The organism is Microbacterium sp. IO18 (assembly GCF_049099505.1).
GTDB lineage: Bacteria > Actinomycetota > Actinomycetes > Actinomycetales > Microbacteriaceae > Microbacterium > Microbacterium aurugineum.
Map to the genome: position 1 here is coordinate 336015 of NZ_JBMJAF010000002.1, position 26077 is coordinate 362091.

The window sequence follows — 26077 nt, forward strand, 5'->3', positions numbered from 1 at the left end:
GGGAGAAACGCGGGGTCTCACTCGCACGGACCGGACAGTGCGTCGACGACGGCGGCGGCATCTTCCTGGAAGCGCGCGTAGTAGTCGCGATCGGTGTTGATCTGCACCCGGTGGATCGCGTGCGAGGGCTCCAGCTCCTGCCATCCGGGCAGGCGGCCCAGCCGGTCGTAGAACAGCGTCGCCGCGGTCTGCGGATCCATACGCTGCTCGACGCTCCCCCACCACTCCTGCTGCTGGAAGAGCCCGATGCTGGTCGTGCGCGATCCGTCGGGGTTGGTGAACCCGCTCGTCTCCCAGTCGCCGTAGTCGATGTTGCGCAGGCTGCTCTCGCCCATCGCCGTCATCACCCCGAGGATCTGCCCGTCGCGGCGGAACCCGAGGTCGCCCGCCGTCCGGATGATCGTCGCGGCATTGTCGAGCTGTTCCCCGCCCCAGCCGCGGATGCCCGCCTCCGGGAACGTCCGGGGTTCGTCGAGGCAGATCGGGGCGGGATCGCGGGCGAGTCCCAGCGGGATCAGCGCGAGCAGTCCCCCGAGGACGATGACCGCCGCTGCGGAGAGCAGCACCCGTTGCAGGATCTTCCTCCGGCGCGCCCGGATCGCGGCACGTCTGCGCGCGCCGGTCTTGCGTCGCCGCGTCGCGCTCCTGCGGCTCTTCGCGGTCTTCTTCGTCGCCGCTCGACCTTTCGGCCGGGACGCCGTGCGCCCCGGGGTCATGTCGCCACGCTGCCGCGCGCCGTGCGGGGGCGACCGGCGAACGCAGCCACACCCCCGCCGATCGCGCCGAACAGGTGCCCCTGCCAGGAGATGCCCTCTGCGGCACCGAACACTCCGGCCACCATCGAGCCGCCGTACAGCGCGATCACGACCAGAGCGATCACGGCGTAGAGGATGCGGTGGGCGACGCGTCCGGGGGCGAACACCCGCATCACGACGTAGCCGAAGTAGCCGAACACGAGCCCGGAGGCGCCGACCGTCAGCGTCCCCGGAGCGTTCACGACCCAGGTCCCGATGCCGCCCACGATCGCGACGATGGCTGTGACGGCCCAGAACCTACGGGCACCTTCGACGGCGACCAGGCATCCGAGCACCAGGAAGGGTACGGAGTTCGCGATGAGGTGCTGCCAGTTCGCATGCAGGAGCGGACCGAGCACGATGCCGCCCAGACCCGAGACATCCCAGGACCTCAGGCCGAAACCGGTGAACGACCCCGGAAGGACCGCATCGGCGAACTGCACGATCCACATCGCGACGAGGAGCAGCACCGGCGAGGCGAATCGGCCGAGCGGATGCTGCGCCTTCGGAGGCGGGGAGACGGTCACCGGACGATTGTCTCAGGTGCAGCTGACGTTCGAGTGGGCGTCACGACAGGGCGCCCGCACATGAAAAAGACTCTCCGCGCACCCAGCAGAGCCCGGTTACCCTTGCTGCGTTTCCGCCCTGGGGGAATTGGCCTGGATGCTGTCACGCGGAGAGCCGTCAACCATCCTAACCCGAGCACGTGGGGTGCGACGACACCGCTCGAGCGCTCGACGGACCGGGTGGGTACGGACGCCGCCGACCGCCCTCTCAGGGGAAGCTTCCAGAGCGGGGACCGCGCCGCCGGGTTACGATCGAGTAACGCGCACCGCAGCGCCGATGTGAGAGGGAACGCATGCCAGAGAACGCCCCCCTGATCCCGGTGATGATCGATGCCGAACGGTTCGCCGCGCAGACCTCTGCGATCCTCGGCTCCATCGGACGGGTCATCGACGGGAAGCCGGACGCCGTGCGCAGCGCCCTCGTCTGCCTCCTCGCCGAAGGGCACCTGCTCATCGAAGACGTCCCCGGTGTGGGCAAGACGATGCTCGCGCGTGCCCTCGCCGCGAGCGTGGACGCGACCGTGCGCCGCATCCAGTTCACGCCCGACCTGCTGCCCGGCGACGTCACGGGTGTCTCGGTCTACAACCCGGTCGACCAGGAGTTCGAGTTCAAGCGCGGCGCGGTCTTCGCGCACATCGTGATCGCCGATGAGATCAACCGCTCCTCCCCCAAGACGCAGTCGGCCCTGCTCGAAGCGATGGAGGAGGGGCAGGTCACCGTCGACGGGTCGACCCACATGCTGCCGACGCCGTTCCTGGTGGTGGCGACCCAGAACCCGCTCGAGATGGAGGGGACGTACGCGCTCCCCGAGGCGCAGCGCGACCGCTTCATGATGCGCATCTCGATGGGGTACCCGGACGCGGAGGCCGAGACACTCATGCTCCGTCAGCGCGATGTGGTGAACCCGCTCGCCGCGGTGTCACCCGTCGCCGACGCGACCGCCATCTCCCAGCTCATCGCCTGGGCGCGCTCGGTCCATGTCGCCCCCGCGCTGGAGGAGTACACGGTCGCCCTCGCACAGGCGACCCGCTCCGACCCGAACCTGCACCTCGGTGCCAGTCCGCGGGCGACCCTGCAGCTGATCCGCGCCGCGAAGGTGTGGGCGGCATTGGACGGCCGCGACTATGTCATCCCCGACGACATCACGGCCCTGCTCATCCCGGTCCTCGCCCACCGGCTGCTGCCGGCGCGTGGTGCCCACCGTGCAGGCGCACAGCCCGTCGAGGCCGCACTCACCCAGATCGTCGAGCGGGTGCGCGTCCCCGTCGCGACGCGTTCCTGATCGGGTCGATCATGCGAAGACGCCGACCTCTCACCGGCCGTGGAGCCGGCGCGCTCATCGCCGCCCTGTGCTGCGTCATCGCCGCCAACGTCTTCGGCACCCGCATCCTGCTCTACATCGGGCTGCTCCTGGCCGCCCTCACGCTCTTCTCGCTCCTCGCCGTCCGCCTGCCCCGCCGCTCGGGGACGGTCACGCGTCAGATCTCCACCGACCTGCTCACCGTGTCGGAGACGTCGCGCGTGACGGTGCGGATCTCACTCCGCGCACTGCGGGTGCCGCACGGGCTCTGGCACGACATCCTCCCCGCGGCGGTCGCCGGCGATTCCGGCGGTGAGTATCCCCCCGAGTCGGGTCAGCTGACGTACCCGATCACCGGTGTGCGACGGGGCGTCTGGCCGCTCGGCCCGCTGATGCTGCGCACCGTCGATCCGTTCGGCCTGGCACAGCGCGAGCAAGCGTTCGGCGAGACCCGGAGCATCACCGTGGTCCCCGAGGTCTTCGCCCTCGCCCCGCTGGCCGTGCGCGTCGGAGCCGCCGGCGGCACCGCGCACACCTCGTCGACGCGCCTCGGGCAGGGCAGCGACAACCTCTCGCCGCGCGGGTACATCCCCGGAGACTCGATGCGCCGCATCCACTGGCGTGCGACCGCCCACCGCGGACAGCTCATGGTGCGCCAGGAGGAGGAGGAATCCAGCCCCGACGCGGTCGTCGTCCTCGATCGCAGTGCGGGCCGCTGGGATGCGCCCGGCGCCGATGCCGACCCGGCCTTCGAAACCGCCGTGTCGCTCTGCGCCTCCGCGGCCGTGCACCTCGCCTCCGAGGGGTACAGCGTCGATGTGATCGACAGCGCCGGCACGCTGCTCGGTGCGCTCCGCGGGCACGAGGACGATCGCGACGGACTGCTGGTGGCGCTCGCGATGGTCGCCCCCAGGGGTGAGGGCCGTGATCTGGCGGCACTCATCGGCGGCACCCCGCCCGGGCCTCTGGTCTTCATCACCGGTCGGCTCGATGAGGAGGACGCCGCCCGGCTGCGTCCGGCCGGAGCCGCCGCGCCGATGCTGTTCAGCACGGAGCTTCTCCCCGGCGCCGCGGAGGCGGCCACGCCACACGGCTGGACGGTGGCGACGCTCGGGCCCGTCATCGCGGACGCGTGGGAGGACGCCGTCTCGGCGCGGATCGGAGTCGGCGATGTTCCGCGCTGAGCAGCGCCCGAAGGCGACCGCGCCCCCCGCGCACACGGCGCCGACGTGGCACCGCGACGAGGAGGAGCCGACCGGTGTCGTCGGTCCCGGTGTGCTGGCCGCGACGGCGACGATCGTGGCGATGTGGCCCTACACCTCGGTGATCTCCCCTGGAGCGTGGTCGTCTTCGGTCCTCATCGTGATCCTCGCCGCAGCGGGTGGGGGCATGCTCCTGCGGCGACTGCTGCGCCGACGGACAGCCTGGCTCCGGGACGCCGGGACGTTCCTCGGTCAGATCATCGTCGCGGTCGCGATGGTCACGCTGCTGGTGGCCGGCGATACCGCGCTCTTCGGCGTGTTCCCGACACCGACGACCGTCGCCGTGTTCGGCACCCTCGGCGCTGCGGCCCTCGAAGCGATCGTGTTCGGCTCCGCGCCGTTGGATGCCTCGCCGGCTCTCACCGCCGCCATGGCCTCCGGCTTCGCGGGCGTCGCGATCCTGGTCGATCATCTGGTGGCGCATCGCTCCGCGGTGCTGGCGACCCTGCTGACAGGGATCGTCGGCGCCGTGCCGATGATCATCACCCTCGGCGACACGAACGTCGTGTGGTTCGTGCTGTTCGCCCTCGTCGCACTCTTCCTCTTCCGATACACCGCGAGGCGGCATCCGGAATCCCCCCGCAGGTCCTCGCTCTCAGTCGCCGTCGGTGTCGGAGCCGCCGCTCTGGTGACGACCCTGGTGATCGCTCCCGCACTACCGGTCGCGACGAGCATGGCGGGCACCGGCGTCGGGGTCACGGTCGATGCCTCGTTGCGTCTGGGCGATGATCTGCGCCAGCCCAATCCGGTCGAAGTGCTGACCATCGCGGCGAAGACCGACGTGGCCCCCTATCTGCGGCTGACGACACTCTCCCGATTCGACGGCCGGGTGTGGCAGCCGGACCGGGGCGATCTGCAGTCGCAGGACGACGGGTTCGGCACTCCGGAGTGGGGACCGGAGATCGCGACGGAGGAGGAGAACACGTCCATCCGCGTGCTCCGCATGTCGAGTTCGTGGCTGCCGGTCCCCTACCCGGCGACCGACGTGCAGGGGCTGAGCGGCTCGTGGCGGGTGTCCCCCCTCAACCGCACCCTCTTCTCGCGCAGCGCCGACGCGGTGGGGAACGACTACACCGTCACCTCCTCCCGCCTCGTTCCGACGCTCGAGCAGATCCGTGCGATCGATGCGGCATCGCCCGTGGTCGATCCCGACGCCGAGCCGGTGGAGCTGCCCGAGATCATCGCGGAGCGTGCCGCCGAGGTGACGGCCGCCGCGAGCACCGACTACGACCGGCTGATCGCCCTGCAGAACTGGTTCCGCTCGCAGTTCGCGTACTCGCTGGAGACGCCGGTGGAAGAAGGCTTCGACGGCACCGGCGCCGAAGCCGTGGCGCAGTTCCTCGACGTGCGATCGGGGTACTGCGTGCACTTCGCAGGGGCGTTCGCGCTCATGGCGGAGAGCCTGGGGATGCAGGTGCGCATCGTCGTCGGCTATCTTCCCGGCTCGCTCACCGACGAGAAGCGCGGCAGCGAATCGGTCTTCTCCGTGACCAGCGATCAGCTGCATTCCTGGCCGGAGGTGCTCTTCCCCGGTATCGGCTGGGTGCCGTTCGAGCCCACCGCATCCTTGGGAGTGCCCACCGCGTTCCGTGCGGGAGTGACGCAGGGCGGCGAGTCCGGATCACCCGCCACCCCCGCACCGACCACGGCCCCGCAGAGCGAGGAGACCTCGGGACCGGAGATCGACCGTGCGGACGCCGGGGGCGTCTCGGCCGACGGCGCCGCGCAGCGTCGTCTCGATCCGACGCCGGTCGTGCTCATCGCTTTCGGCGCCGTGGCGCTGCTCCTGGTACCGGCACTGATCCGCATCATCGAGCGTCGCAGACGATTCACGCAGGCGAGGCGCGGCGATCCCGCGGCAGCCTGGGCAGAGCTCCGCGACACCCTGATCGACCTGCAGCTGCCGGTCTCCGACGCCGACACCCCGCGGGTCCGTGCTGCCGGCCTGGTGCGCGACCGTCATGTGGACGCGGAGACGATGCGACGACTGACGGATGCGGTCGAGCAGACGAACTACGCGCGATCGGCCGAGCTGCAGACGGATCTCACCGAACCGCTCAGCGAGGTGCTGCAGGCATTGCGCCGGAGTGTGGATGGGCCGACGCGGGTGCGGGCGACGCTGCTGCCCCGGTCACTGTACGCTCCCCGCGCCGCGGAACCCGGGGTCGCCGTCTGAGCATGCCCGCACGCGGGCGCGTCTCCTGCGCGGTCACGCGGCATGGGCCGTGCAGGGCACGGCCACGCAGGTCTCGCACACCACGAACTGCGAGCGGCACGACAGGTCGGGGCAGTTCGCGGTGCGCTTGGTCGGCACCCCGCATCCGACGCACTCCCCGATGACGCGCGCATGGTCCGAGAAGTCGACCGAACCGCGGCCGTCGAACACGTAGAGCGATCCGTCCCACAGCCCGTCGTCGCCGTACTTCTCGCCGTAGCGGACGATGCCGCCCTCGAGCTGGTACACCTCGCCGAAGCCGCGCGCCGTCATCAGGCTCGACAGCACCTCGCAGCGGATGCCGCCGGTGCAGTAGGTGACGACGGGTTTGCCCTTGAGATCGTCGTAGGCACCGGAGTCGAGCAGTCTCACGAAGTCCCTGGTCGTCTCGGTGTCGGGCACGACCGCGCCGCGGAACCTCCCGATCTGCGCCTCGAGGGCGTTCCGGCCGTCGAAGAAGACCACCTCGTCTCCGCGCTCGTCGATCAGTCCGTGCAGCTCTTCGGGCGTCAGTCGGGTGCCTCCGCCGACGACCCCGTGCTCATCGACGCGCAGTTCACCGGGCGCACCGAATGAGACGATCTCGTCGCGCACCTTCACGCTGAGCTTGGGGAAATCGAGGCTGCGCCCGTCCGCGTCCAGCCCCGTCCCCTCACTCCACTTGATGTCCGCATCGGCGAACGGGCCGTAGGAGCGGAACGATCGCAGCCACTTCTTCAACACGCCGATGTCGCCACCGAGGGTGCCGTTGATCCCGTCCTTCGAGATGAGCAGGCGCCCACGCAGGCCGAGCGCCTCGCCGAGGTCGCGTTGCCAGACACGGACGGCCTCGGGATCGGCGAGGGGCGTGAACGCGTAGAAGAGGACGATCTTGGGGGTTGCCACCTAGGGATCCTACGTCGTCACCCCGAGCGGTTCCGAACCCCGATGCGGCTCGAGACCGCTACGTCACATCGCGTTTCACGAAGGTGACTCCCCCCGCGACGAGAGCCGCCAGCATCCATCCGACGGCGACCGGCACAGAGCTACCGGGTCCGTCGGCTGGCGACACCCCCACAGCCGTGACGTCGAACCCGAAAGCGTCGAGCAGCGCGATCAGCGGGAAGCCGTGGGCAGCGGCGCTCCAGAACATCGCGACGAGGACGGCGCTGCCCAGAGACATGGACGCGACGAAGAGCGCGACGAGATGGTTCTGGACGACGATGCCCACCCCCAGCCCCCAGAGGCCGGCGCCTGCGCCGACGGCCAGTGCGGATCCCACCGATGCCCAGCCCACCGGGACACCGCCCATCGCGACGGCCAGCGCGATGTGGCCACCGGCGAGTCCCGCGAGAGCGACGACGGCGCCGCCGAGAGCAGACCCGAGTGTCCGGCTGAGCAGCGTCACCCACCGGGGTTGCAGCATCAGCCGCTGCGCGATGACGCCATCCCGCCGGTCGACGGTGTAGCGGAAGGAAGCGTAGACCGCCGCGAGCACCGCGCCATAGGTCGCGAGCACCGCGCTGAACGGCGCACTGAGTGCGGCGCGAACCCCGGCCGGTGCCTCGGCGAGCTCCACAGGAACGCTCGTCGCCATCGAAGTCGACAACACGAAGGCGGCCGCGACCACCCAGAGGAGGACGATGTCGCCGGTCACACCGCGCGCGTGGGCTCGGAGCGCGCGGACGATCATCCCGCCCTCCTGCGACCACCGGTCCACGCCACCGCGACCAGCCCCGCGGTCCACGCGAGTGCGACGACGAGCGCCGGGCCGAACTCGAGCAGGCGGCCCTGATACCCGGGCACACCCAAGGCCGCGAGCGCCAACCCGGGCGAGAACTTCGCCACCTCCGGCACCGTGCGCAGCAGTGCGAGTTCCCCCACCATCGGCAGGACGAGGACGAGGACGGCCGTCGCGTAATAGTTGCGGGTGATCCAGCCGATGGAGCCCCCGATGAGCGCACCGAGCACGCCGCCGACCAGAGCTCCCGCGCAGAGGCGCCACCCGTCCGGCGTCAGAGTGAGCGACAGACCGCTCCGGCTCAAGAAGACGGCGACACCGGTGGTCCACACGACGAAGAGGCCGACGGACAGGGCGAGCGCGACGAGGACGCCCGCGACGAGCTTTCCGGCGAACGCACGCCGGAATCCGACGCTGGTGAGGGTCCGGTCCATCGAGCCGTAGTAGTACTCACGAGTGACGCCGTACGCGCCGACGAACGCCGCGGAGACCGCCGACCAGGCGAGAGGTTCCAGGAGACGAGTGGTCCCCGCGGCGGAATCGAGGCCGGCCACGTCGAGGCGCGATCCGTCGGAGAACAGCACGAAGGCGGGCAGGAGGAACGCGACGAGGTAGACGGCGAGGAGGGAGAGCCCGCTCACGGAGCGCAGGGCCTCGCTCTGGATCGCGCCCCTCATACCGGCACCTCCTCGACGAGTTCGAAGTACTTGCTCTCCAGGGAGTCGCCGTTGCTCGTGACCAGGTCGCCGAGTCGTCCGGCGAAGAGTGCTCGCCGTTTGATGACCACGACCTCATCCACGATGTGTTCGAGTTCTGACAGCTGATGACTGGCGACCAGCACGGTGCCGCCGCGTTCGGCGAAGCGGCGGAGGAACCTGCGCAGCCAGCGGATCCCGTCGGGGTCCAGACCGTTCGCCGGTTCGTCGAGGATGAGCGTGGGCGGCGCACCGATGAGGGCGGCGGCCAGGCCGAGCCGCTGAGCCATCCCCGTCGAGAACGTCTTCACGCGGCGACGCGCGTCGGCGGTGAGCCCGACCTCCTCGAGGACCTCGTCGGTCCGGCCGCGCGGCGCACCGGCCGCGAGCCGACAGATCTCCAGGTGCCGCCGTGCAGTGATGCCCGCCTCGAAACCGAAGCCGTCCATGTGCACACCGACGTGCGATGCGGGGTTGTCGAGCGCCGAGAACGGAACACCGTCGATGAGGCTCTCGCCGCTCGTCGGCCGGAGCAAGCCGACGATCGTGCGCAGCGTCGTCGATTTGCCCGCGCCGTTCGGCCCCAGGAGCCCGACGATCGTCCCGCGCGGCACGACGAAGGACAGGTCTTCCACGGCGGTCCGGCGGCCGTACCTCTTCGCGAGGCCCCGGACCTCGATCGCGTGTTCAGTCATCTTCCTGCCTCTCGTGCTTCTGGTCCAGAAGGGCGGACAGCGGCGACACCACGCCGGTCGCCCAGAGCGTCTGCCACAGACTCCTCGTGCCGAGCGCGACCTGCGCCCGTCCGGTCGGCGGCGTGCTCCCGCCGCCGTCGTCCACGTCCACGCCGGCGATGACCGTTGCGGGGACGTCCACGCCGTCCGCCGCGACGGGGACGAGCACCGCCCAGGGGACCTCCGTCGGCATCGGCGGCTCCGGCCTGATAGTCCCCCCGCCGACCCGCGAGCTCGCGAGGAGCCCGGCGCTCATCAGCTCGACCGGGGCGCCGTCCGGCACCTCCGCCTCGGCGGCGGTGCCCGGCTGCACGAGGAGCACCCGGTCACCGCGGGTGACGAAACCGTACGTCGCCGTCACCGGCAGCGGGATCACGGCGCCCACGACCACGATGCTCGCGATCAGCGTCGCACCGACGGCGACGAAGCGGAGCCGGGAGACGCCCGACCGAAGGACGCGGCGCAGCGCCCTCGAGAGGATCACGATGCCGACGAGCACCACAGCAGCTTCCAGGACGACGACGAGAACCCCCAGCACCGGTCCGCCTCCGGCGATCGCTCGCACCACGCGGGAGACCGCGAACAGCACGAGCGCGATCGGGGCGACGAGACAGGCGAGACCGAACGGCACGCTCCACCACCGATCAAGGCTCCGTGCGGTCCGCGGACCGCCGAACAGGATCCGGGTCAGGAACTCCACTCCGTCGCGAATCGTCCGGTCCCGGAGGTTCGGTTCGTCGAGCGCACTCATGAACGCGATGTAGCCGTCGAATCGCACGAACGGAATCAGGTTGACCAGCACGATCGCGACGCAGGACACGGCGAGGAGCAACAGCGCCTGGTGGATCAGAGGGTCCGGAAGGACGAGCGCGGCGAGGAGGGCGACCGCGGCGGCGACGGCGTGCACGGCCGGCCCGGCGAGCGCGACCGCGACACGCTGCCGCCGATCGGAGAGGCGCCAGCCGTCGGTCACATCGACGAAGAAGGCGGGGGTGAGGTAGTAGAGCATGAAACCCGCGCGGCGCGGTTCGCCGCCGAACCGTGTGAGCGCGAGCCCATGAGCGCTCTCGTGGAGCAGCGTCATGACGGACAACGCGATGACGACGCCCACGAGTCCGGGCAACGACACCGGCATGGTCAGGACGTCCCACACCTCACCTGTCTGCAGGGCCGCAGCGCCGAGGCCGAGGCAGAGCACCACCAGAAGGGATGCCAGAACCCCTCGGCGTGAGAGCGGGACGATCAGGCGATTCCAGCGGTCGAAGAACGCGGGTGCACTCAGCGTCGCGAACTGCAGCGTGAACGGGGGCCGATAGGTCACTCTGCCGGGCGGGGCCTTCGTGTCACCGGCCAGGAGCCCGCTGGCGCGGAAGCGCTGGACGAGCAGGAGGAAGTCGTCCCGCGGCTCGGATGCGGCGAAGCGCGTGCGCAGGTCGCGGAGCGTGGTCTCGCCGTCCATCGCCGTGAGCAGATCGACGACGGCCCGCGAGACCCTCGACGAGGGCACCCCCTGCAGCAGCGCGATCCACACCCCGGCCTCCCCCACTTCCTCGAACACGACACCGGGGGCGAGAAGCGGACGATCATCGGCCGTGAGCGGCACCGGGGCGCGCGAGTCTCGCCGCCGAGCGAAACTAGGCGGTGTCATCGTCACGCGCCCGGTCCCGGGTTCCGGCCCACGTCGTCGTGAGGAGAAGGATGTCCGCTCCGGGGTGCGTCCGCACGGGCGAGACGGCAGGTTCAGCGAAACCGGCGTCCACGAGCTCGCTGGAGAGGAGCTCGTGGCTGAGCACACGCAGCCGACTCGTGAGCACGCACACGTCGCCGCCCGCCACGATGTCGGCGAGGCGCACCCAGTTGACCAGGCGAGCCGCGCCGTCCTCCTCCATCTGCTGCGAGAACAGATAGGTCTCCTCGCCGCCGGGCCCGGGGCCGGGCCCGGGGACACGGATCTCCTGCTCGCTCGGCACCGTCAGGCTCTCCGCTGCGGCGCCTCCCGCGACGGAGAAGGCGAAGACCCCTCCCGCCGCGAGGTGGCGTCGCACGCTCGCGTACAGGCGCGCCCTCCCCTCCCCGTCCAACAAGGTGATGGAGGTCGCACCGAGGACCACGAGGTCGTACGGACGCGGCAGGCTGAAGTCGCGCATGTCGGCGATCACACAGTCGAGCCTCGGATGGTCGGGCAGGGCACGACGAAGGTGCGAGAGCATGTCGTCGGAGAGATCGAGCGCGGTCACCGATCGGCCGGAGCACACCAGCGGGATGGTCAGCCTCCCGCTGCCGGCGGCCACATCGAGGACCGGACCCGCGGCTTCTCTCGCGAGCGCCAGCACCTCTCGGATCTCCGCGGCATCGGCGCCGACCAGTCGCTCGTAGAAGTCGGTCCCCTCGCCCGTGTACAGGTCCTGTTCCCGAGGGACCGCACCCGCCCGGTCGAGTCGCGCCGCGATGGCTTCGGTTATCGTTCCTGACATTCACCACACCTCTCCGCGGGAGTGAGGGGGTGCGGGCGCGCGGAACCGCCCGCACCCCGACCGGTCACGTCGCGATCGCCGCGGCACCGCCGACGATGGCGATGATGTAGCTGACGTGCTCCCACCACTCGAGTGGCGCGTCGATTCGTTCGAGTTCCTGGAACTCCAGCAGATCAGTCTGCATTTCGTACCTCCTTCATCACGTGGCGATGCGCTTCCTAGGTCAGCGCGAGGATTCCGATGATGACGCCGACGGCGAAGCCCCGCACGAAATCATCGGTGTTGTTCAGAGCGTCCATCGCCTCGAGTTCCGTGAATTCGAGCCTCTGCACTTCGGTGTTCATACCTCTCTCCTTCCTCGTCTCGATCTCCGTCGGGCGACGGGATCACGTCGCAGCGGCAGCGCCGATCCCGATGAGGATCAGCGCACTGATGGCGCCCTGATAGAAGCTCTCCCAGCTGGGAGCCTCCATGTCGTCCAGCTCCTGGAACCGGAGTCGCTCTTCCACGTCCTTGATCATCTCTTCACCTCCTCTGCACGGCAGTCGAGGGCCGGCGTTGAGCGCCGGCACACGGATCGCTCCACCGGGAACCGCGGAGGACCTCACGGATGTCGTCGGCGACGAGGCCAGTGAGCATCGGGCGGCGATCTCCCCACGACGCCTCGGTGGACATCGAGATGCGGCCGACCTCCCGCGTGGTCGGTCGCGACGGAAGCGGGATATCCCAGCGCTCGAGGAGGGCGGCGATACCCGCGGCCGGTTCGAGAGGCAATGCCACCCCGCTCGCGACCCGCGACCAGAAGTCTTCGAGACTCTGCCGATCTCCCCAGCGGGTGTCACCCGCGCAGATACGACGCCAGACCGCGGCGATCACCGCCGCCGTGGCGACCATCTTGCGAGTCCTGAGCACGAAGGCCACTTCGTTCGCGACATACCAATGGCGAGCGCTGTAGGGATCCTGTCCGCGCAGAGCCGCACCGCGTTGGGTGGCTGCGCTCAACCGTGCGAGGCGCAACCGCCCCGCAGGCGAGCCGGCGTCCTGGGTGGCGGTCTCGAGGAGGGCTCTCCCGAGGATGACGGCCTCGCTGTTCCCCCGGGCGCTTCGTCGCGAACTCGTCGACGTACCGGCGAGACGCAGGAACGCCTCCAGCGCTCCCTCACGGACGGCGCCGTAGGTGAGGGACTCCAGGTTGCGTGGATCGATGACGGCATGACGGGGTCTGAGCGAGCGTCCGACGATGAGCCGATAGCCGTTCCCGTTCTTGAGGATGCCGACGCTGTTCGTCTCCGACGAGGTGCCCAGAGTCGTCGGCACGGCGATGATCTCCACGGGCGGCGGCGCATCCGGCAGCACGGTCAGCGCGGACCTCTCCGCATGACCGATGGCATAGTCGAAGACCTTCCCCGGAGCGAGCGCGAGCGCGGCGATCTTGCTGGCGTCGAGCACGCTGCCCCCACCGACGGCCACGATGACCTCGGGCGACCGACGAACGATGTGCCGCGCGATCCTGGAGACCGACGTGACATCCACCGACGGCGCGTCCACCGTGATGGTCCTCACCGCAGACCCGGCCCGGAAGGGAACCGTGACCGCCGAGTCCGCGATCACGAGGACCTCTCGTCCCGCGGTGAGGTGCGTCATCACGTGATGCGCGACGCCGGGGCCGTGCCACAGGGTCGGGACGCGTCCGGTGAAGTGCGCGGTCATGCTGCCGCTTCCTGCACTCGCGCGAGACCGGAGCGCACGGCGGCTTCCACCGTGCGAAGCTCCTCCGAGGTGAATCCGTAGGCCGGGATCAGCTCGATGGAGCTGGGGCCGGGCTGCACCAGGACGCCGTGGTCGGCGATGGCGGAGACCACACGGAGAACCTCGGAGGAGGACAGCCGGCGCTCGTCGTGGTGGCGGAGCCCCATCCCCACGAAGCAGCCCCGCCCCGTGACCTCCGTGATCAATCCGTCGGACTTCAGCGCCGTCGCCAGACGGAACAGCTCGGCCCCGAGTGCCTTCGTCGTCGTCTCCACGTCGATCCGACGCAGTTCCTCGAGCACCGCGCTGATGGCCGCCGCGCACACCGGCGTTCCCGCCTGCGTCTCCCCGTGGACGAAGGTCCACCCGCCTCGCGCGAACTCGGAGGCGACACGGGGACCCACGAGGATCGCGGCTGCACCCGTCGCGCCGTTCGTCAGTGCTTTCGAGAGGAGGAGGACGTCGGGAGCGGCCGGCCACTCGTCGGTGGCGAGCATCGCGCCGGTGCGCCCGAATCCCGTCGCGACCTCGTCGGCCACGAGCAGGAACCCGTATTCCTCACGCAGCAGCACGAGGCGATCGATGAAGGCCTCGGTCAGGGCATATGCACCACTGCCCAGGACGGGCTCCACGACGACCGAAGCGACTCGGGACCCTTCCCGCTTCAACAGGGTGGCGAGCTCTTCACCGTCATCGCGGGACGAGACGTGCCGCACCGACCTGCGATCGACCGAGTAGACGGACTGCAGGAGGTCGTCTCCGCTGAGCGCGTGGCTGCCGTACATCGTGCCGTGGTAGCTGCCTTTCAGCCCGACGATGAGCGATCGGGATCCTGCGCCCTTCTGCGCCCAGTACTGTCGTGCGAGCTTCATGGCGGCATCGTTCGCGGCGCCGCCCGAGGTGGAGAAGATGACGCGGCTGTACCTGGTCGGGTCCGCGAGGTCGAGAAGACCTTCCGCGGCGGCTTCGGCATACCGATGCGACGCGCGGAACAGGGTCAGGTATGACGCATCGTGTGTGGCTCTGGCCACGGCGTCGCCGACGACCGGATTCCCGTACCCGAGCGGAACGTTCCAGAGCCCGCTCGTCACGCACAGGCGTGTGGATCCGTCGGCGAACTCGATGCGATGTCCCGCGGCGCGGACGGCGACGCGATCAGGAGGGAAGGTCGCATCCGCGGGGAGCATCGAGCTCCACACGGCGTTCGGCACGCTCAACGCCGGATACCGTTCGCCGGGCGAGCGAGGCCCGCTCGGGTACCGAAGCGGATGTTGAGGATGGTGACGGCCTCGAGGCACAGGGCTCGCGCGTCGGCCACGGAGCCGCCCAGCCGCCGAGCCACGCGCTCCGCCGCGACCTCCGGCGTCGTGGACGTCTGCGTGACGGCGACCACCTGCGCGGCCACCGGGGACAGCAGCTGTCGACGCAACGTCCGCGTGTCTGCGAGGACGAAGCCGTCCGCGGTCTCGATCAGGAACGGATCCGCTGCCCAGGGGTCGGCATCCGCGAGGCCGTCGTCGACGAGCGCCCACCCGAACCCCGAGATGCGGGCGTCGCCGTTGGCCAGGCGGAGCATCTTCACGAGGTCCGTCGCGCAGAGGTATCGCGTCGTCCCCTCGCGCAGCGTCCGATCGGCGACGAACGCCTCTCTAGGCACCGATCCTCCCAAGGCCACGGCCCGGGGTCGCGGCACGGCGAGCACGGCGGGCAGCTCGTCGACGGTTCCGAGGGGATCGCCCTGGACCCCGACGCTGACGCCGCCGTCCGCCCGCACTCTGATCGCGCTCGGGGTCGCGAGCTCGCCCGGTTCCGTGAGTGCGCCGCGGTCCGCCAGGAGGACTCGCGGATCGATCAGTGCCGAGGGGAACACGCCCGTCCGTCGCGCGAGCTCGGCATCGTCGAGGAGAGCCTGCCAGCTGACCGCGTCGAAGAGGCTGAGAGCGGTCGGCCCGGTGAACTGCAGGAATGCCGCAGCGACGTAGTCCTGGAGTTCGACGCCGCGCTCACCGAAGAACAACTCATCCCCGATGTCCTGCAGCGCGCCGGTGTACGGGACGACACGGGCCGGTCCGGCACAGGGCCCGCTCCCCTCGGGCAGAAGAATCACATCGTCTCGTCCTGCTGCGCCTGCGACACGATCCGCCAGGGCACCGCTTTCGACCAGGAACACCCGCGCGTACCGGTCCGGCATCCCGGTGATCCACTCCCGGAGCGCCCGGGCTCCGACCAGGTCCGCCCCGGGCCCGCGGTGTGCGTCGCGCATCAGACGCGGTCCCGTCGACTCGCCGTCACGAGCGACACGTACAACTCGATCCACGGCCGATCGTCGAGATCCGCCTCGAGGACCCGGGGGTCCACGATGCGCGCGAATGCTCGACCACGACCGGCGTTCTCGGTGGCCACGGCCTCGATGTCTGCGCGCCCGTCGCCCACCCGTCCGAGCAGGAGTCCGTCAGGGCCGTCCCGGTACTCGCCGTCTGCGGTCACGTGCACGCGCACCAGAGAATCCGGTACCGGATACGCGCGGGTGAACGACGCGGCGGAATCCAGCAGCAGGGCACCGTCGAGGAGCCGTTCGGCGAAGATGCCGGTCGCCCGGGCCGTGTCGGCATCACGGAGGAATGCAGCGAGTCCTTCCGCAGACCCCTGTCGGACGACCGTGAGCCCGCCGCGGAAGCGGAAGCGACCGGCGAGGTAGTCCTGCAGCTGGAACGCGTGGCGCCCGCCGAAGCTCATCTCATCGCCGGGCGCGTGAAGCGCCCCGGCGAACGGGACGACCCGCGGATCCACTTTCGGGAGGGACCCCGCAGGGACGAAGATCACATCGTCGCGTTCGGCGAGCGCCCGCACCTCGTCGAGGTGCACCGAGGACTCGAGGAAGAACACCGCGCACCCCGGAATCGCGCGCTCCGCGGTCACGTACTGCTCGAAGGCCGCCACCGTGCGGTGACTGTCCGGTCGTGCCGTGGTCGAGCTGGCGCGCATGGTCTCCCCCAGTAGCGTCGGATGCGGTACGGCGTTGATCCGTCCTCATCTGAGGCTATTGAGCACTCACACAACTAGCAATATATTCCATACGCGTCATATTGGTCAGGAGAGGACCGCATGCCGGGCTTCGCCACAGCGCTCTGTCACGTCGCGCTCCGCCGATCGGATAGGATGGACAGGTTGTTCCTTGGTGACGTGTCCGAGCGGCCGAAGGAGCACGCTTGGAAAGCGTGTGTTGTGCAAGCAACCGCGGGTTCGAATCCCGCCGTCACCGCCAAACATGAAAGAGCCTCCGCGCCAGCGGGGGCTCTTTCATGTTTAACCGGCACCGGGGATTCGGAGAGGAGCGAGCGCAGTGAGCACCGGAGTCCCGCCGTCACCGCCGGATGCGGCGTTCAGGCGTCGAAGCGCACGCCGTAGGTCTGTCCGCCCGGTTCCGCCGGGAGTCGCGTCATTCCGAGGCGTTCGTAGAACGCGGCGGCCCCCGCGTTGTTCGGGTCGATGCCCAGATGCAAGCCCCGGATGCCCCGACGCGTCAGCTCGGCGAACAGGGTCTCGATGAGGGCACGGCCGAGCCCTTGCCCCTGCGTCTCCGGAAGAAGGTCGATGTGCAGGTGGGCCGGGTGGTCTGCGGCATTCGGCTCGATGCCGGGCGCGCGACTGTAGCCGTAGTCGACCATCCGATCCTCGCGGGTGACCACCTCGGCCGACCGGGGGTACCGCTCCTGACGCGTCGGCCACCACTCCTCGCGGAACCAGGTGTAGAAGGCGTCGGTGTCGTCGGTCGCCACGATGTAGCCGATCGTGCGCCCGTCGTCGCTCTCGACCACCCAGGAGAGGTCCGGATGCCGCTCGGCGTAGGGGACCGCGAACAGGTCTCCCCAGAGCGCATCGTCGGAGAGCACCCCGGTCGCATCGACGCCGGCGTCAGCCGTCTTCACGCAGATCTCGTACAGCGCGGCGCGGTCGGTGGGGCGGTAGGGACGGATGCGCGACACGAAGGACTCCTCTGGACGACGGGCCCGTTCAGCTTATCGGCGCCGCGACCTCGGACCTCGGTTGGCGCACCCACGGGAGCAGCCACGCGGCCAGGACCAGGACCACCCCGGCGCCGACGAGCGCGCCGCCGAGCGTGTCGCTGGCCCAGTGCACCGACAGGAAGGTGCGCGAGAGTGCCATCGCGAGCACCCACAGCACGCCGAGAATCGCCGTCCAGACCCGCGGGAACAGCACCCAGACCACGAGCGCGATCGTCGCGGCGTTCGCCGTGTGGCCCGAGGGGAAGGAGCCGTAGTCGCTCGCCACCAGCATGTCGTCGGGGCGGGCCCGTCCGAAGAGCAGCTTGAGCAGTTGCACCGCACCGGCACTCGCGGCGAAACAGAGGGCGGCGAACGCCGCAGACCGCCATCGGCGAGCGAGCACGAGAGCGATGATGGTCAGCAGCGGCACCGCGAAGATCGCCACCCAGCCGCCGCCGATCCAGTTCAGGACGAGGGCGAAGTCGACCATGCCGTCGGCACGGGCTGCGGCGATCATCTCGTTCCACCACCGGTCGAACCCCGGCGTCTCCGGATACGCGAACACGACCAGCACACCGAGCGCCGTTGCGAGCGCGAGGAGGCCCACTCCCCACCACAGCAGCATCCGCCTGTCCATCGTCCTATTCTGTCGGACGATGCCTGGGCACTCAGGGAGTGAGCATCCCCACGGTGCGCGGACGGACGACGAACCACAGCGACAGGACGCCGATCGCCGCACAGCCGACCATCACGGAGGCCATGGTCGTCGCCGTGATCCCGGCGTCGTGCGAGAGCCAGCCCGCGAGCGGCGAGATGAGCCCCGCCACGCCGAAGTTCGTCGCCCCGATGATGGATGCCGCCGTCCCCGCAGCCTTGCCGTGCCGGTCGAGCGCCAGCACCTGCACGTTGGGGAACGTGAAGCCGCACGCCGTCATGAAGACGAACAACGGGATCACCGTGCCCCACAGCCCGAGTCCGAGCTGATCGGTGACGATGATCGCGACCCCCGCCAGGAGCAGCACAGCGGTCGAGTAGGCCATGACCCACTGCGGTCCGAAGCGGGCGGCGAGCCGTGAGGCCGTCTGCACCCCGGCGACGACACCGAGCGAGTTCACGGCGAACAGCAGACCGTACTGCTGGGCGTCCAGCCCGTGGGTCACCTGGAAGAGGAACGGCGACGCCGAGAGGTACGAGAACAATCCGGAGAAAGTCATGCCGCCGATCACGAGCACGCCGAGGAAGACGCGATCAGAGAGCACCGAGCGGTAGCGCTGCGCCATCGTGGCGCCGCCGCCCTGCCGACGCGCGACCGGAAGCGTCTCCGGGATGAACAGGAGCGTGGACAGCAGCATCACGACGCCGTAGGCCGCGAGCACGCCGAAGATCCCCCGCCAGGGCATCAGGGTCAGCAACCACGAGCCGATCAACGGTGCGATGACCGGTGCGACACCCGACACTAGCGCGAGACGCGAGAGCATGATGACCAGTCGCCGCCCGCCGAACAGGTCGCGCACGATCGCCATGGCCACCACTCCACCGGCGGCCGCTCCCACCCCCATCAGGACCCGAGCCGCGCTGAGCAGGCCGAGGTCCGGCGCGAGGGCCGCCCCCACGCTCGCGAGGACGTGCAGGGCGGTGACCACGATCAGCGGCACCCGGCGCCCGACCTTGTCGCTGAGGGGCCCGACGACGAGCTGGCCGAGGGCGAAGCCGATCATCGTTCCGGTCAGGGTCAGCTGGATCGCGGCAGCCGTGGTCTGGAAGTCCTCCTCCAGCACCGGGAAAGCCGGGAGATAGAGGTCGATCGTGAACGGACCGAGCGCGGTCAGAGCTCCGAGCAGGACGATGTAGAGCGTGCGCCTGCCGAGGGAGATCGCATCTCCCGGGTGCAGCATGATCGGTGCCGTCGCGGGATTCGCGCCGAGGGTGCGGATCGCCCCGGTCGCCGTGGAGGTGCGGATGCTCCCGGTCGCGGTGCGGGCGGGCTGCGGAGTCTCTTCGGTCTGCTGCTCCGACGGTGCGACGGGGATGGAGTCAGTGCGGGGCGCGTCGGACACGACGTCCTTCCAGCGTTCGAGGGGGTGGCCTTGTCGAATCGTTTCGCCAAGGGGAAGCCCCCATGCTAGCGCGTCCGTCTCCCCCGTCGCGGGATCAAATACGTCCCTCGCAACGACCCCGCAGGCGCGTTATTGCTCCCGCACGCGCCTCACGCGCGCCAGCGCCTCGTCCAGGTCGGCGATCAGATCTCCGAGGTCTTCGATGCCGACGGAGAGCCGCACGACGTTCTCCGGGACGGCGAGCTCCGTTCCGCGCACCGACGCATGCGTCATGTCCGACGGATAGCCGATGAGCGACTCCACGCCGCCGAGCGACTCGGCGAGCTGGAACACCGAGGTGCTCTCGGCGAAGGCACGGGCAGCGTCGGCGCCGGCTGCGAGGCCGAGCGACAGCATGCCGCCGAAACCGCTCATCTGCGCGGCGGCGATCTCATGCCCGGGGTGCGAGGCGAGTCCCGGGAAGTACACCTGCGAGAACTCCGGCTTCGCCGCCGCCCACTCCGCGATCGCCTGCGCGTTCTCGGAATGCTGCCGCATGCGCAGCGCGAGTGTCTTGATGCCACGGGTCGTCAGCCACGCATCCATCGGCGCGGACACCGCACCCACGGCGAACTGCTGGAACTTGACCTGCTCGACGTAGCGGTCATCGCCGAACACGACCACACCGCCGAGCACGTCGGAGTGCCCGCCCAGGTACTTCGTCGTGGAGTGCACGACCAGATCGGCACCGAGCGCGAGGGGCTGCTGCAGCGCAGGAGAGGCGAAGGTGTTGTCCACGACCACGATCGCACCGGCCGCGTGCGCGAGCTCGGTGATCACGGCGATGTCGACGATCTTCAGCAGAGGGTTGCTCGGCGTCTCCAGCCACACGATCTTCGTCTCCGGACGGATCGCGGCACGGAGCAGGTCCACGTCCGAGAGCTCGACCGTCGTCGTCTCCACACCCCAGGGAGCCAGCACCCGGGTGAGCAGCCGGTAGGTGCCGCCGTACACGTCGTTCCCGAGCAGGACGTGGTCCCCCGGCTTCAGGATTGCCCGCAGCAGGGCGTCCTCCGCCGCGAGCCCCGAGGCGAAGGAGAGCGCGCTCACTCCGCCTTCGAGAGCCGCGAGCTGGGTCTCCAGGGAGGAACGCGTGGGGTTGCCCGCACGGTTGTACTCGTAACCCTCGCGGAAGCCGCCGATGCCGTCCTGCACGTGCGTGGAGGACTGGTAGATCGGCGGGATGATCGCCCCCGTCGTCGGGTCGGCGGCTTGTCCTGCGTGGATGGCGCGGGTGGCGAAGGCGTGGTCGGACATGACCTCAGCCTACGTCCGCGCCCGGAGCCGCGGACGTCCCGTTACGCCACGGGTCGCCCCGCTCCTCGGAAGACGTCAACGGGACAGGTACGCGAGCAGGTCCTGACGGGTCAGCACCGTGTGCGGCTTGCCGTCCTCCGTCACCAGCAGCGCGTCGGCCTCGGCGAGCGCGGCCCGCGCCTGTGCGACCGAGGCGTGGATGCCGACGAGCGGAAGCCGCTCCCCCACGTGTGCCCCCACGGCGTCGGTCGCGTTCGCCTCGCCGCGGAACAGCAGGTCGAGCAGCCCCTTCTCGTCGACCGTGCCGAGCACCTCGCCCATCATGACGGGCGGCTCGGCGCTGAGCACGACCAACTGCGAGACGTCGTACTCGGTCATCATGCCGATGGCTTCGAGCACGGTGTCGGTCGGGTGGGCGTGCACGAGGTCCGGGATCGCCGCTCCCCGTCTGTGCGGACGTGCCGCGAGCACGTCGGCGACGGTTTCCCCGTCCTCCACTTCGCTGAACCCGTAGGAGCGCATCCATCCGTCGTTGAAGATCTTGCCCAGGTAACCGCGGCCTCCGTCGGGCAGCAGCACGACCATGACGGCATCCGCCGGGAGGTCCCGTGCGACGCGCAGCGCACCGACCACCGCCATCCCGCTGGATCCGCCGACGAGGATGCCCTCCTCGCGGGCGAGGCGCCGCGTCATCGCGAAGGCGTCGGCGTCGCCGACCGCGACGATCTCGTGCGGCACGGTGGGGTCGTAGGCGCCCGGCCAGATGTCCTCCCCCACGCCCTCGACGAGGTACGGCCGTCCGGTACCCCCGCTGTACACGCTGCCCTCGGGGTCGACACCGACGATCCGCACCCGGCCCTCCGAGATCTCCCGCAGGTAGCGACCGGTGCCCGTGATCGTGCCGCCCGTGCCGACCCCCGCGACGAAGTGCGTGACCCCGCCGTCGGTGTCGCGCCAGATCTCCGGACCCGTGGTCTCGTAGTGGCTGCGCGGGCCGTTCGGGTTCTCGTACTGGTTCGGTTTGAACGCGCCGGGGATCTCCCGCGCCAGTCGATCGCTCACGCTGTAATACGACTCCGGGCTGTCGGGCGCGACCGAGGTCGGCGTCACCACGACCTCCGCCCCGTACGCGCGCAGCACGTCGATCTTGTCCTCGCCCACCTTGTCGGGCAGCACGAACACGCACTTATAGCCGCGCTGCTGGGCCACGAGCGCCAGACCCACACCGGTGTTGCCGCTGGTCGGTTCGACGATCGTCCCGCCCGGCTTCAGGTCGCCGGCGGCTTCGGCGGCGTCGATGATCCGCGCGGCGATCCGATCCTTCGACGAGCCGCCCGGGTTCAGGTACTCGAGCTTCACGAGGACCGTGCACGCGACGCCCTCGGTGACGTGACGGAGCTTCACGAGGGGCGTGTCGCCGACGAGGTCGACGATGGAGTCTGCGTACTTCATGCCTTCAGGGTAGACGCGCGGATGCCGCGGGCGGGGTTGTGTTTCTCCCGACCGCGGCATCCGTTCTCACGAAAGGCCCCTCTGTCTTCCGAAGTGTGTCAGCCCTTCGTCGATCCGGCCAGCAGGCCGCGGACGAAGTAGCGCTGGAGGGCGAAGAACACGATCAGCGGCACGATGATCGAGACGAAGGCGCCTGCCGTGAGCAGGTACCAGTCGTTTCCTCGCGTGCCCGTGATCTCGGCCAACAGCTTCGTGATCGGCGCCGCGGCTCCGTCGGCGAACACCAGCGCCACGAGCAGGTCGTTCCAGACCCAGAGGAACTGGAAGATCGCGACCGAGGCGATCGCCGGCATCGTCAGCGGAAGCACCACACGGAAGAAGATCTGCCCGCGGGATGCACCGTCGACGCGTGCGGCCTCGATGATCTCGCCGGGGATCTCCGACATGAAGTTGTGCAGCAGGTAGATCGCCAGCGGAAGCGCGAACATCGAGTGCGCGATCCACACCTGCGCGTAGCCCTGGGACGCATCGAGCGGCAGTGTGACCTGCAGCCCGAAGAGGTTGAGCCCGCGGGAGAACGAACTCAGCAACGGCACCAGGGCCATCTGGATCGGCACGATCTGCAGCGCGAACACGAAGATGAACAGCGCGTTGCGGCCCTTGAAGTCGATCCAGGCGAACGCGTAGGCCGCCATGGAAGCGATCATCAGCGGCACGATGGTCGCCGGGATCGTGATCGCGATCGAGTTGACGAACGACTCCAGGATGGTGAGCTGCGTCGTGCCGGACTGCAGCACGTCGACGTAGTTCTCGATCGTCACCTGCGGATCGGCGAAGAACGTCCACCATCCCGTGGTCTGGATCTGATCCCGCGGCCGGAACGACGAGATGAACAGTCCGAGCGTCGGGATCGTCCACAGGAACGCGATGACGATGGACGCCACCGATGCCCACGGCCGGGACAGCTTCTTGCGAGTGCGGCCTGCGGCGCCCTCGAACCCGCCGCCGGTGGTGATCGCGCGCGTGCTGAGGGCGGCGTCTGACTTCACGGTGTCGGTCATCGGATCTCCCGCTGCTTCTTGATCTGGCGTGCGTTGTAGATCACGATCGGCAGCACCAGGATGAACAGGATGACGGAGAGCGCGGCACTGCGCCCCGCCTCGAACTTCGAGAACTGCGTGTACATCTCGTTCGCGAGAGTCGAGGTGCCGTAGTTACCGGCGGTCATCGTCCGCACGATGTCGAACACCTTCAGCGATGCGATCGAGATGGTCGTGAGGACCACGATGAGCGCGGGGCGGATCGCGGGGACGGTCACCGACACGAACCGCTGCCAGGCGTTCGCGCCGTCCAGCTCCGCCGCCTCCAGCAGTTCCGCCGGCACTCCCTTGATCGATGCCGACAGCACGACCATCGCGAAACCGGTCTGCACCCAGATGAGCACGACGATCAGGAACAGGTTGTTCCAGGGCTCATTGAGCAGCCATTGCTGCGGCGTGCCCCCGAGCCACACGAGGATCTGGTTGAGGAGACCAATCTGCTCGTACTGCGGCCCGCGGTACTCGTAGATGAATCGCCAGATGATGCTCGCCCCGACGAAGGAGATCGCCATCGGCATGAAGACCAGGACCTTGTAGATCTTCTCGCCGCGGGTGCGGTCGATGAACACCGCGTAGGCGAGGCCGACGATCGTGGAGACCGTCGGCACCAGGAGCACCCAGACGATCGTGTTGATCACGGCCGTGATGCCGTCGGACTGCGTGAAGATCCACAGGTAGTTGTTCAGACCGACGAACTCGTTGCCCGAGGAGTTCATGAACGACGAGAACATCGTCTGGATCGACGGCAGGACGAGGCCGACGAGCAGCAGCAGCAGCGCCGGAGCCATGAAGGCCACGAGCTGGATCAGATACCCCGCGCCATCGCGGGAGCGATAGTCGAGCCAGAAGAACAGAGCGCCGACGGCGACGGCCACTCCCATCGCCCAGTAATAGGAGTTGAAGAAGAACATCACCACGAGGGGGATGAGCAGGCACATCGCCAATCGGACGAAGGTGTAGAGCTTTCCCCTGCGCGGAGCGATGTCCACCAGGAGCAGGATGATCGCCACGACCACCGCGAAAGCGATGACCACGGCGACGGCCTGCAGGACCGGCGGGAGCGAGCCGATCCAACGGAAGAAATTAGTCGCGTTCACGGATTCCCCTTCATCACGCGGACCGGATCACCGGCGCGCACGTCGGTGTGCGCGCCGCGGGGGCTGAGGGGCCGCCCCGTGCGGGACGACCCCTCCCCCGGATCAGCTGCTCGGCCAGCCGGTCTCGATCTGCGTGAGCACCTCATCGGTCGAGGTGCCGTTGACCCACGCGACCATGCCCTTCCAGAAGGTCCCGGCGCCGACGGCACCAGGCATCAGGTCGGACGCGTCGAAGCGGAAGGTCGTGTCCGGGTCCTGCAGGATCTTGATGGTCTCCTGGAGGATCGGGTCCTTCGCGTTCGCAGGGTCGAGTCCGTTGTTGGCGGACGTGACGCCACCGAGGCTGACGCGGCTGTTCGCCCACTCGGGGCTGGACAGGTACGCGAGCACCTTCTGGGTCGCCTCGGAGTCGCTGAACCCGCCGACGATCTCACCGGCACCGGTCACGGCCGTGTCACCCTCGGACTCACCCGGGAGCATGAACGCCCAGATGTCGCCGTCCTCAGCGATCTCCGTGCCCTCCGGGAAGAAGCCGGAGAGGAAGGACGCCTGGTGGGTCAGTGCGCACGTGCCCTCGGCGAGGGCGGGAGCGACGTCACCGAATGCGGTCGAGTTGATCGAGCGCACGTCGCCGAAACCGGCGTTCACGTTCGCCGGGTTCAGCAGGATCTCGCCGACCGAGTCGAACGCCGACTTGATCTGCGGGTCGGTGAACTTGACGTCGTTGGTGACCCACTGGTCGTAGACGTCCGGGCCGGACTGACGCAGCACGTAGTCCTCGACCCAGTCCGTTCCCGGCCAGCCGGTCGCCGTTCCGGACTCGAAACCGGCGCACCACGCGGGAGTACCGGTCGCCGTCTGGATCGTCTCGGTCAGCGCGGACATCTCGTCGAGCGTCTTCGGAACCTCGACGCCCCACTCCGCGAACTTCGCCGGCGAGTACCAGATCCAGCCCTTGACGTTGGCCATCAGCGGCGCCCCGTAGAAGGTGCCGTCGACGGTGCCGTAGTTCACCCAGTCCTCGGTCCAGTACTCGTTGGCGTTCTTCTCGACCTCTTCGGGAGCAGGCTTGAGGAAGTCGCGCTTGGCGAAGTCGGCGAACAGACCGGGCTGCGGGAAGATCGCGATGTCCGGCGGGTTCCCGCCCTGTGCGCGGGTACCGAGCTGCGTCTCGAAGTCCTGGCTGCCCTCGTACTTGATGGTGATGCCGTTCTCGTCGGCCCAGTCCTTCCAGGACTCCTGGAGGAGCTCCGCCTCCGAGTCGACGATCGTGCCGTAGATCGTGACAGTGGCGTCGCCACCATCACCACCGTCTGTGCCCGGCGCACCGCCGGGAGCCCCGCAGCCTGCGAGCGCGATGCCCGCGACCCCCAGCAGGGCGATCGGCGCGTAACGCCGGGAACGCTGTGACAGAGCCATGTGAATTCTCCTCTTCGAGTACAGGTTCCCTCCTGGTGCGACGCCACCCCGCGGCATCGTTAGGGAACCGATTCCAGGCCAACCTACTGTCCCTGTGCACCCCCGCACAACACGCAAGGGTCACAAGCTCGCAACCATT

General features: G+C 69.2%; 26 protein-coding genes, 1 tRNA gene and 1 other RNA gene. 4 read left to right on the forward strand and 24 right to left on the reverse strand.

The genetic code is table 11. The annotated features are described in order from the left end of the window. Window positions 1-17 precede the first annotated feature (17 nt). From ACLF6J_RS13245 to ffs, 3 genes are all read right to left on the reverse strand, one after another. Window positions 18-716 (reverse strand): hypothetical protein, encoded by a 699-nt coding sequence (locus tag ACLF6J_RS13245; protein ID WP_166804655.1) that lies wholly within the window; start codon window positions 714-716, stop codon window positions 18-20. Further along, the gene (locus ACLF6J_RS13250; RefSeq protein ID WP_047522167.1) at window positions 713-1321 is read right to left on the reverse strand and encodes a rhomboid family intramembrane serine protease; all 609 of its coding nucleotides are present in this window, start codon (window positions 1319-1321) and stop codon (window positions 713-715) included. Before ACLF6J_RS13250 ends, ACLF6J_RS13245 begins: the two co-directional genes overlap by 4 nt. 62 nt (window positions 1322-1383) lie before the next feature. Continuing rightward, an RNA gene (ffs, locus tag ACLF6J_RS13255) (signal recognition particle sRNA small type) lies at window positions 1384-1480 on the reverse strand. A 173-nt stretch (window positions 1481-1653) separates the two neighbouring features. On the opposite strand from ffs, the gene ACLF6J_RS13260 reads away from it, so the two are divergent. Genes ACLF6J_RS13260 through ACLF6J_RS13270 form a run of 3 tightly spaced genes read left to right on the forward strand, consistent with a single transcriptional unit; the run spans window position 1654 to window position 6099 of the window. After that, window positions 1654-2643 (forward strand): AAA family ATPase, encoded by a 990-nt coding sequence (locus tag ACLF6J_RS13260; protein WP_047522165.1) that lies wholly within the window; start codon window positions 1654-1656, stop codon window positions 2641-2643. Window positions 2644-2654: 11 nt separating this feature from the next. After that, window positions 2655-3845, forward strand: a complete 1191-nt coding sequence (locus tag ACLF6J_RS13265) for a DUF58 domain-containing protein (protein ID WP_134352011.1) — start codon at window positions 2655-2657, stop codon at window positions 3843-3845. Beyond that, window positions 3832-6099, forward strand: coding sequence for a transglutaminaseTgpA domain-containing protein (locus ACLF6J_RS13270; RefSeq protein WP_134352013.1), 2268 nt, complete (start codon window positions 3832-3834; stop codon window positions 6097-6099). Before ACLF6J_RS13265 ends, ACLF6J_RS13270 begins: the two co-directional genes overlap by 14 nt. Window positions 6100-6132: 33 nt before the next feature. Here ACLF6J_RS13270 and ACLF6J_RS13275 read toward each other — a convergent pair whose 3' ends face one another. The 13 genes from ACLF6J_RS13275 to ACLF6J_RS13335 form a co-directional block, all read right to left on the reverse strand. Next, on the reverse strand, window positions 6133-7023 hold the full coding sequence (locus ACLF6J_RS13275; RefSeq protein ID WP_131491387.1) for a rhodanese-related sulfurtransferase: 891 nt from the start codon (window positions 7021-7023) through the stop codon (window positions 6133-6135). Window positions 7024-7081: 58 nt separating this feature from the next. Next, window positions 7082-7810 (reverse strand): hypothetical protein, encoded by a 729-nt coding sequence (locus ACLF6J_RS13280; protein WP_134352015.1) that lies wholly within the window; start codon window positions 7808-7810, stop codon window positions 7082-7084. Continuing rightward, window positions 7807-8535 carry an ABC transporter permease gene (locus ACLF6J_RS13285; RefSeq protein ID WP_134352017.1) on the reverse strand — a complete coding sequence of 243 codons (729 nt, stop codon included), beginning with the start codon at window positions 8533-8535 and terminating at the stop codon, window positions 7807-7809. Before ACLF6J_RS13285 ends, ACLF6J_RS13280 begins: the two co-directional genes overlap by 4 nt. After that, complete coding sequence (locus ACLF6J_RS13290) at window positions 8532-9248, reverse strand: ATP-binding cassette domain-containing protein (protein WP_134352019.1); 717 nt, start codon at window positions 9246-9248, stop codon at window positions 8532-8534. Before ACLF6J_RS13290 ends, ACLF6J_RS13285 begins: the two co-directional genes overlap by 4 nt. Further along, complete coding sequence (mpaP, locus tag ACLF6J_RS13295) at window positions 9241-10890, reverse strand: daptide biosynthesis intramembrane metalloprotease (protein ID WP_421076906.1); 1650 nt, start codon at window positions 10888-10890, stop codon at window positions 9241-9243. Before mpaP ends, ACLF6J_RS13290 begins: the two co-directional genes overlap by 8 nt. 31 nt (window positions 10891-10921) lie before the next feature. After that, entirely contained in the window at window positions 10922-11761 is an 840-nt protein-coding gene (gene mpaM / locus ACLF6J_RS13300; RefSeq protein ID WP_134352023.1) for a daptide-type RiPP biosynthesis methyltransferase, read from the reverse strand. 64 nt (window positions 11762-11825) lie between these two features. After that, window positions 11826-11945, reverse strand: a complete 120-nt coding sequence (gene mpaA3 / locus ACLF6J_RS13305) for an MpaA3 family daptide-type RiPP (RefSeq protein WP_308191516.1) — start codon at window positions 11943-11945, stop codon at window positions 11826-11828. 34 nt (window positions 11946-11979) lie between these two features. Continuing rightward, window positions 11980-12105, reverse strand: coding sequence for an MpaA2 family daptide-type RiPP (gene mpaA2, locus ACLF6J_RS13310; protein ID WP_261812218.1), 126 nt, complete (start codon window positions 12103-12105; stop codon window positions 11980-11982). Between the two features lie 42 nt (window positions 12106-12147). Beyond that, entirely contained in the window at window positions 12148-12282 is a 135-nt protein-coding gene (gene mpaA1, locus ACLF6J_RS13315; protein ID WP_261812217.1) for an MpaA1 family daptide-type RiPP, read from the reverse strand. Window positions 12283-12286: 4 nt separating this feature from the next. Next, window positions 12287-13471 (reverse strand): daptide-type RiPP biosynthesis dehydogenase, encoded by a 1185-nt coding sequence (gene mpaC / locus ACLF6J_RS13320; RefSeq protein WP_134352025.1) that lies wholly within the window; start codon window positions 13469-13471, stop codon window positions 12287-12289. Then, a complete protein-coding gene (gene mpaD / locus ACLF6J_RS13325; protein ID WP_244093666.1) occupies window positions 13468-14721 on the reverse strand; it encodes a daptide-type RiPP biosynthesis aminotransferase in 1254 nt (417 codons plus the stop codon). Before mpaD ends, mpaC begins: the two co-directional genes overlap by 4 nt. A gap of 2 nt (window positions 14722-14723) precedes the next feature. Next, window positions 14724-15773, reverse strand: coding sequence for a daptide biosynthesis RiPP recognition protein (gene mpaB / locus ACLF6J_RS13330; RefSeq protein ID WP_134352029.1), 1050 nt, complete (start codon window positions 15771-15773; stop codon window positions 14724-14726). Continuing rightward, a complete protein-coding gene (locus ACLF6J_RS13335; RefSeq protein ID WP_134352031.1) occupies window positions 15773-16495 on the reverse strand; it encodes a hypothetical protein in 723 nt (240 codons plus the stop codon). Before ACLF6J_RS13335 ends, mpaB begins: the two co-directional genes overlap by 1 nt. 192 nt (window positions 16496-16687) lie before the next feature. On the opposite strand from ACLF6J_RS13335, the gene ACLF6J_RS13340 reads away from it, so the two are divergent. Further along, a tRNA-Ser gene (locus tag ACLF6J_RS13340) sits at window positions 16688-16775 on the forward strand. A gap of 118 nt (window positions 16776-16893) precedes the next feature. Here ACLF6J_RS13340 and ACLF6J_RS13345 read toward each other — a convergent pair. The 8 genes from ACLF6J_RS13345 to ACLF6J_RS13380 form a co-directional block, all read right to left on the reverse strand. Then, a complete protein-coding gene (locus ACLF6J_RS13345; protein WP_134352033.1) occupies window positions 16894-17496 on the reverse strand; it encodes a GNAT family N-acetyltransferase in 603 nt (200 codons plus the stop codon). 28 nt (window positions 17497-17524) lie between these two features. Further along, complete coding sequence (locus ACLF6J_RS13350; protein ID WP_244093487.1) at window positions 17525-18154, reverse strand: phosphatase PAP2 family protein; 630 nt, start codon at window positions 18152-18154, stop codon at window positions 17525-17527. A gap of 31 nt (window positions 18155-18185) precedes the next feature. Beyond that, window positions 18186-19574, reverse strand: coding sequence for a multidrug effflux MFS transporter (locus ACLF6J_RS13355; protein ID WP_194239283.1), 1389 nt, complete (start codon window positions 19572-19574; stop codon window positions 18186-18188). A 129-nt stretch (window positions 19575-19703) separates the two neighbouring features. Continuing rightward, window positions 19704-20870 (reverse strand): cystathionine gamma-synthase, encoded by a 1167-nt coding sequence (locus ACLF6J_RS13360; RefSeq protein ID WP_134352035.1) that lies wholly within the window; start codon window positions 20868-20870, stop codon window positions 19704-19706. Window positions 20871-20945: 75 nt separating this feature from the next. Next, the gene (locus tag ACLF6J_RS13365) at window positions 20946-22322 is read right to left on the reverse strand and encodes a cystathionine beta-synthase (protein ID WP_134352037.1); all 1377 of its coding nucleotides are present in this window, start codon (window positions 22320-22322) and stop codon (window positions 20946-20948) included. A gap of 98 nt (window positions 22323-22420) precedes the next feature. Next, on the reverse strand, window positions 22421-23383 hold the full coding sequence (locus ACLF6J_RS13370) for a carbohydrate ABC transporter permease (protein ID WP_134352039.1): 963 nt from the start codon (window positions 23381-23383) through the stop codon (window positions 22421-22423). Further along, complete coding sequence (locus tag ACLF6J_RS13375; protein WP_131491375.1) at window positions 23380-24519, reverse strand: carbohydrate ABC transporter permease; 1140 nt, start codon at window positions 24517-24519, stop codon at window positions 23380-23382. Before ACLF6J_RS13375 ends, ACLF6J_RS13370 begins: the two co-directional genes overlap by 4 nt. A gap of 102 nt (window positions 24520-24621) precedes the next feature. Continuing rightward, window positions 24622-25938 (reverse strand): ABC transporter substrate-binding protein, encoded by a 1317-nt coding sequence (locus ACLF6J_RS13380; protein WP_047522129.1) that lies wholly within the window; start codon window positions 25936-25938, stop codon window positions 24622-24624. Window positions 25939-26077: the final 139 nt, after the last annotated feature.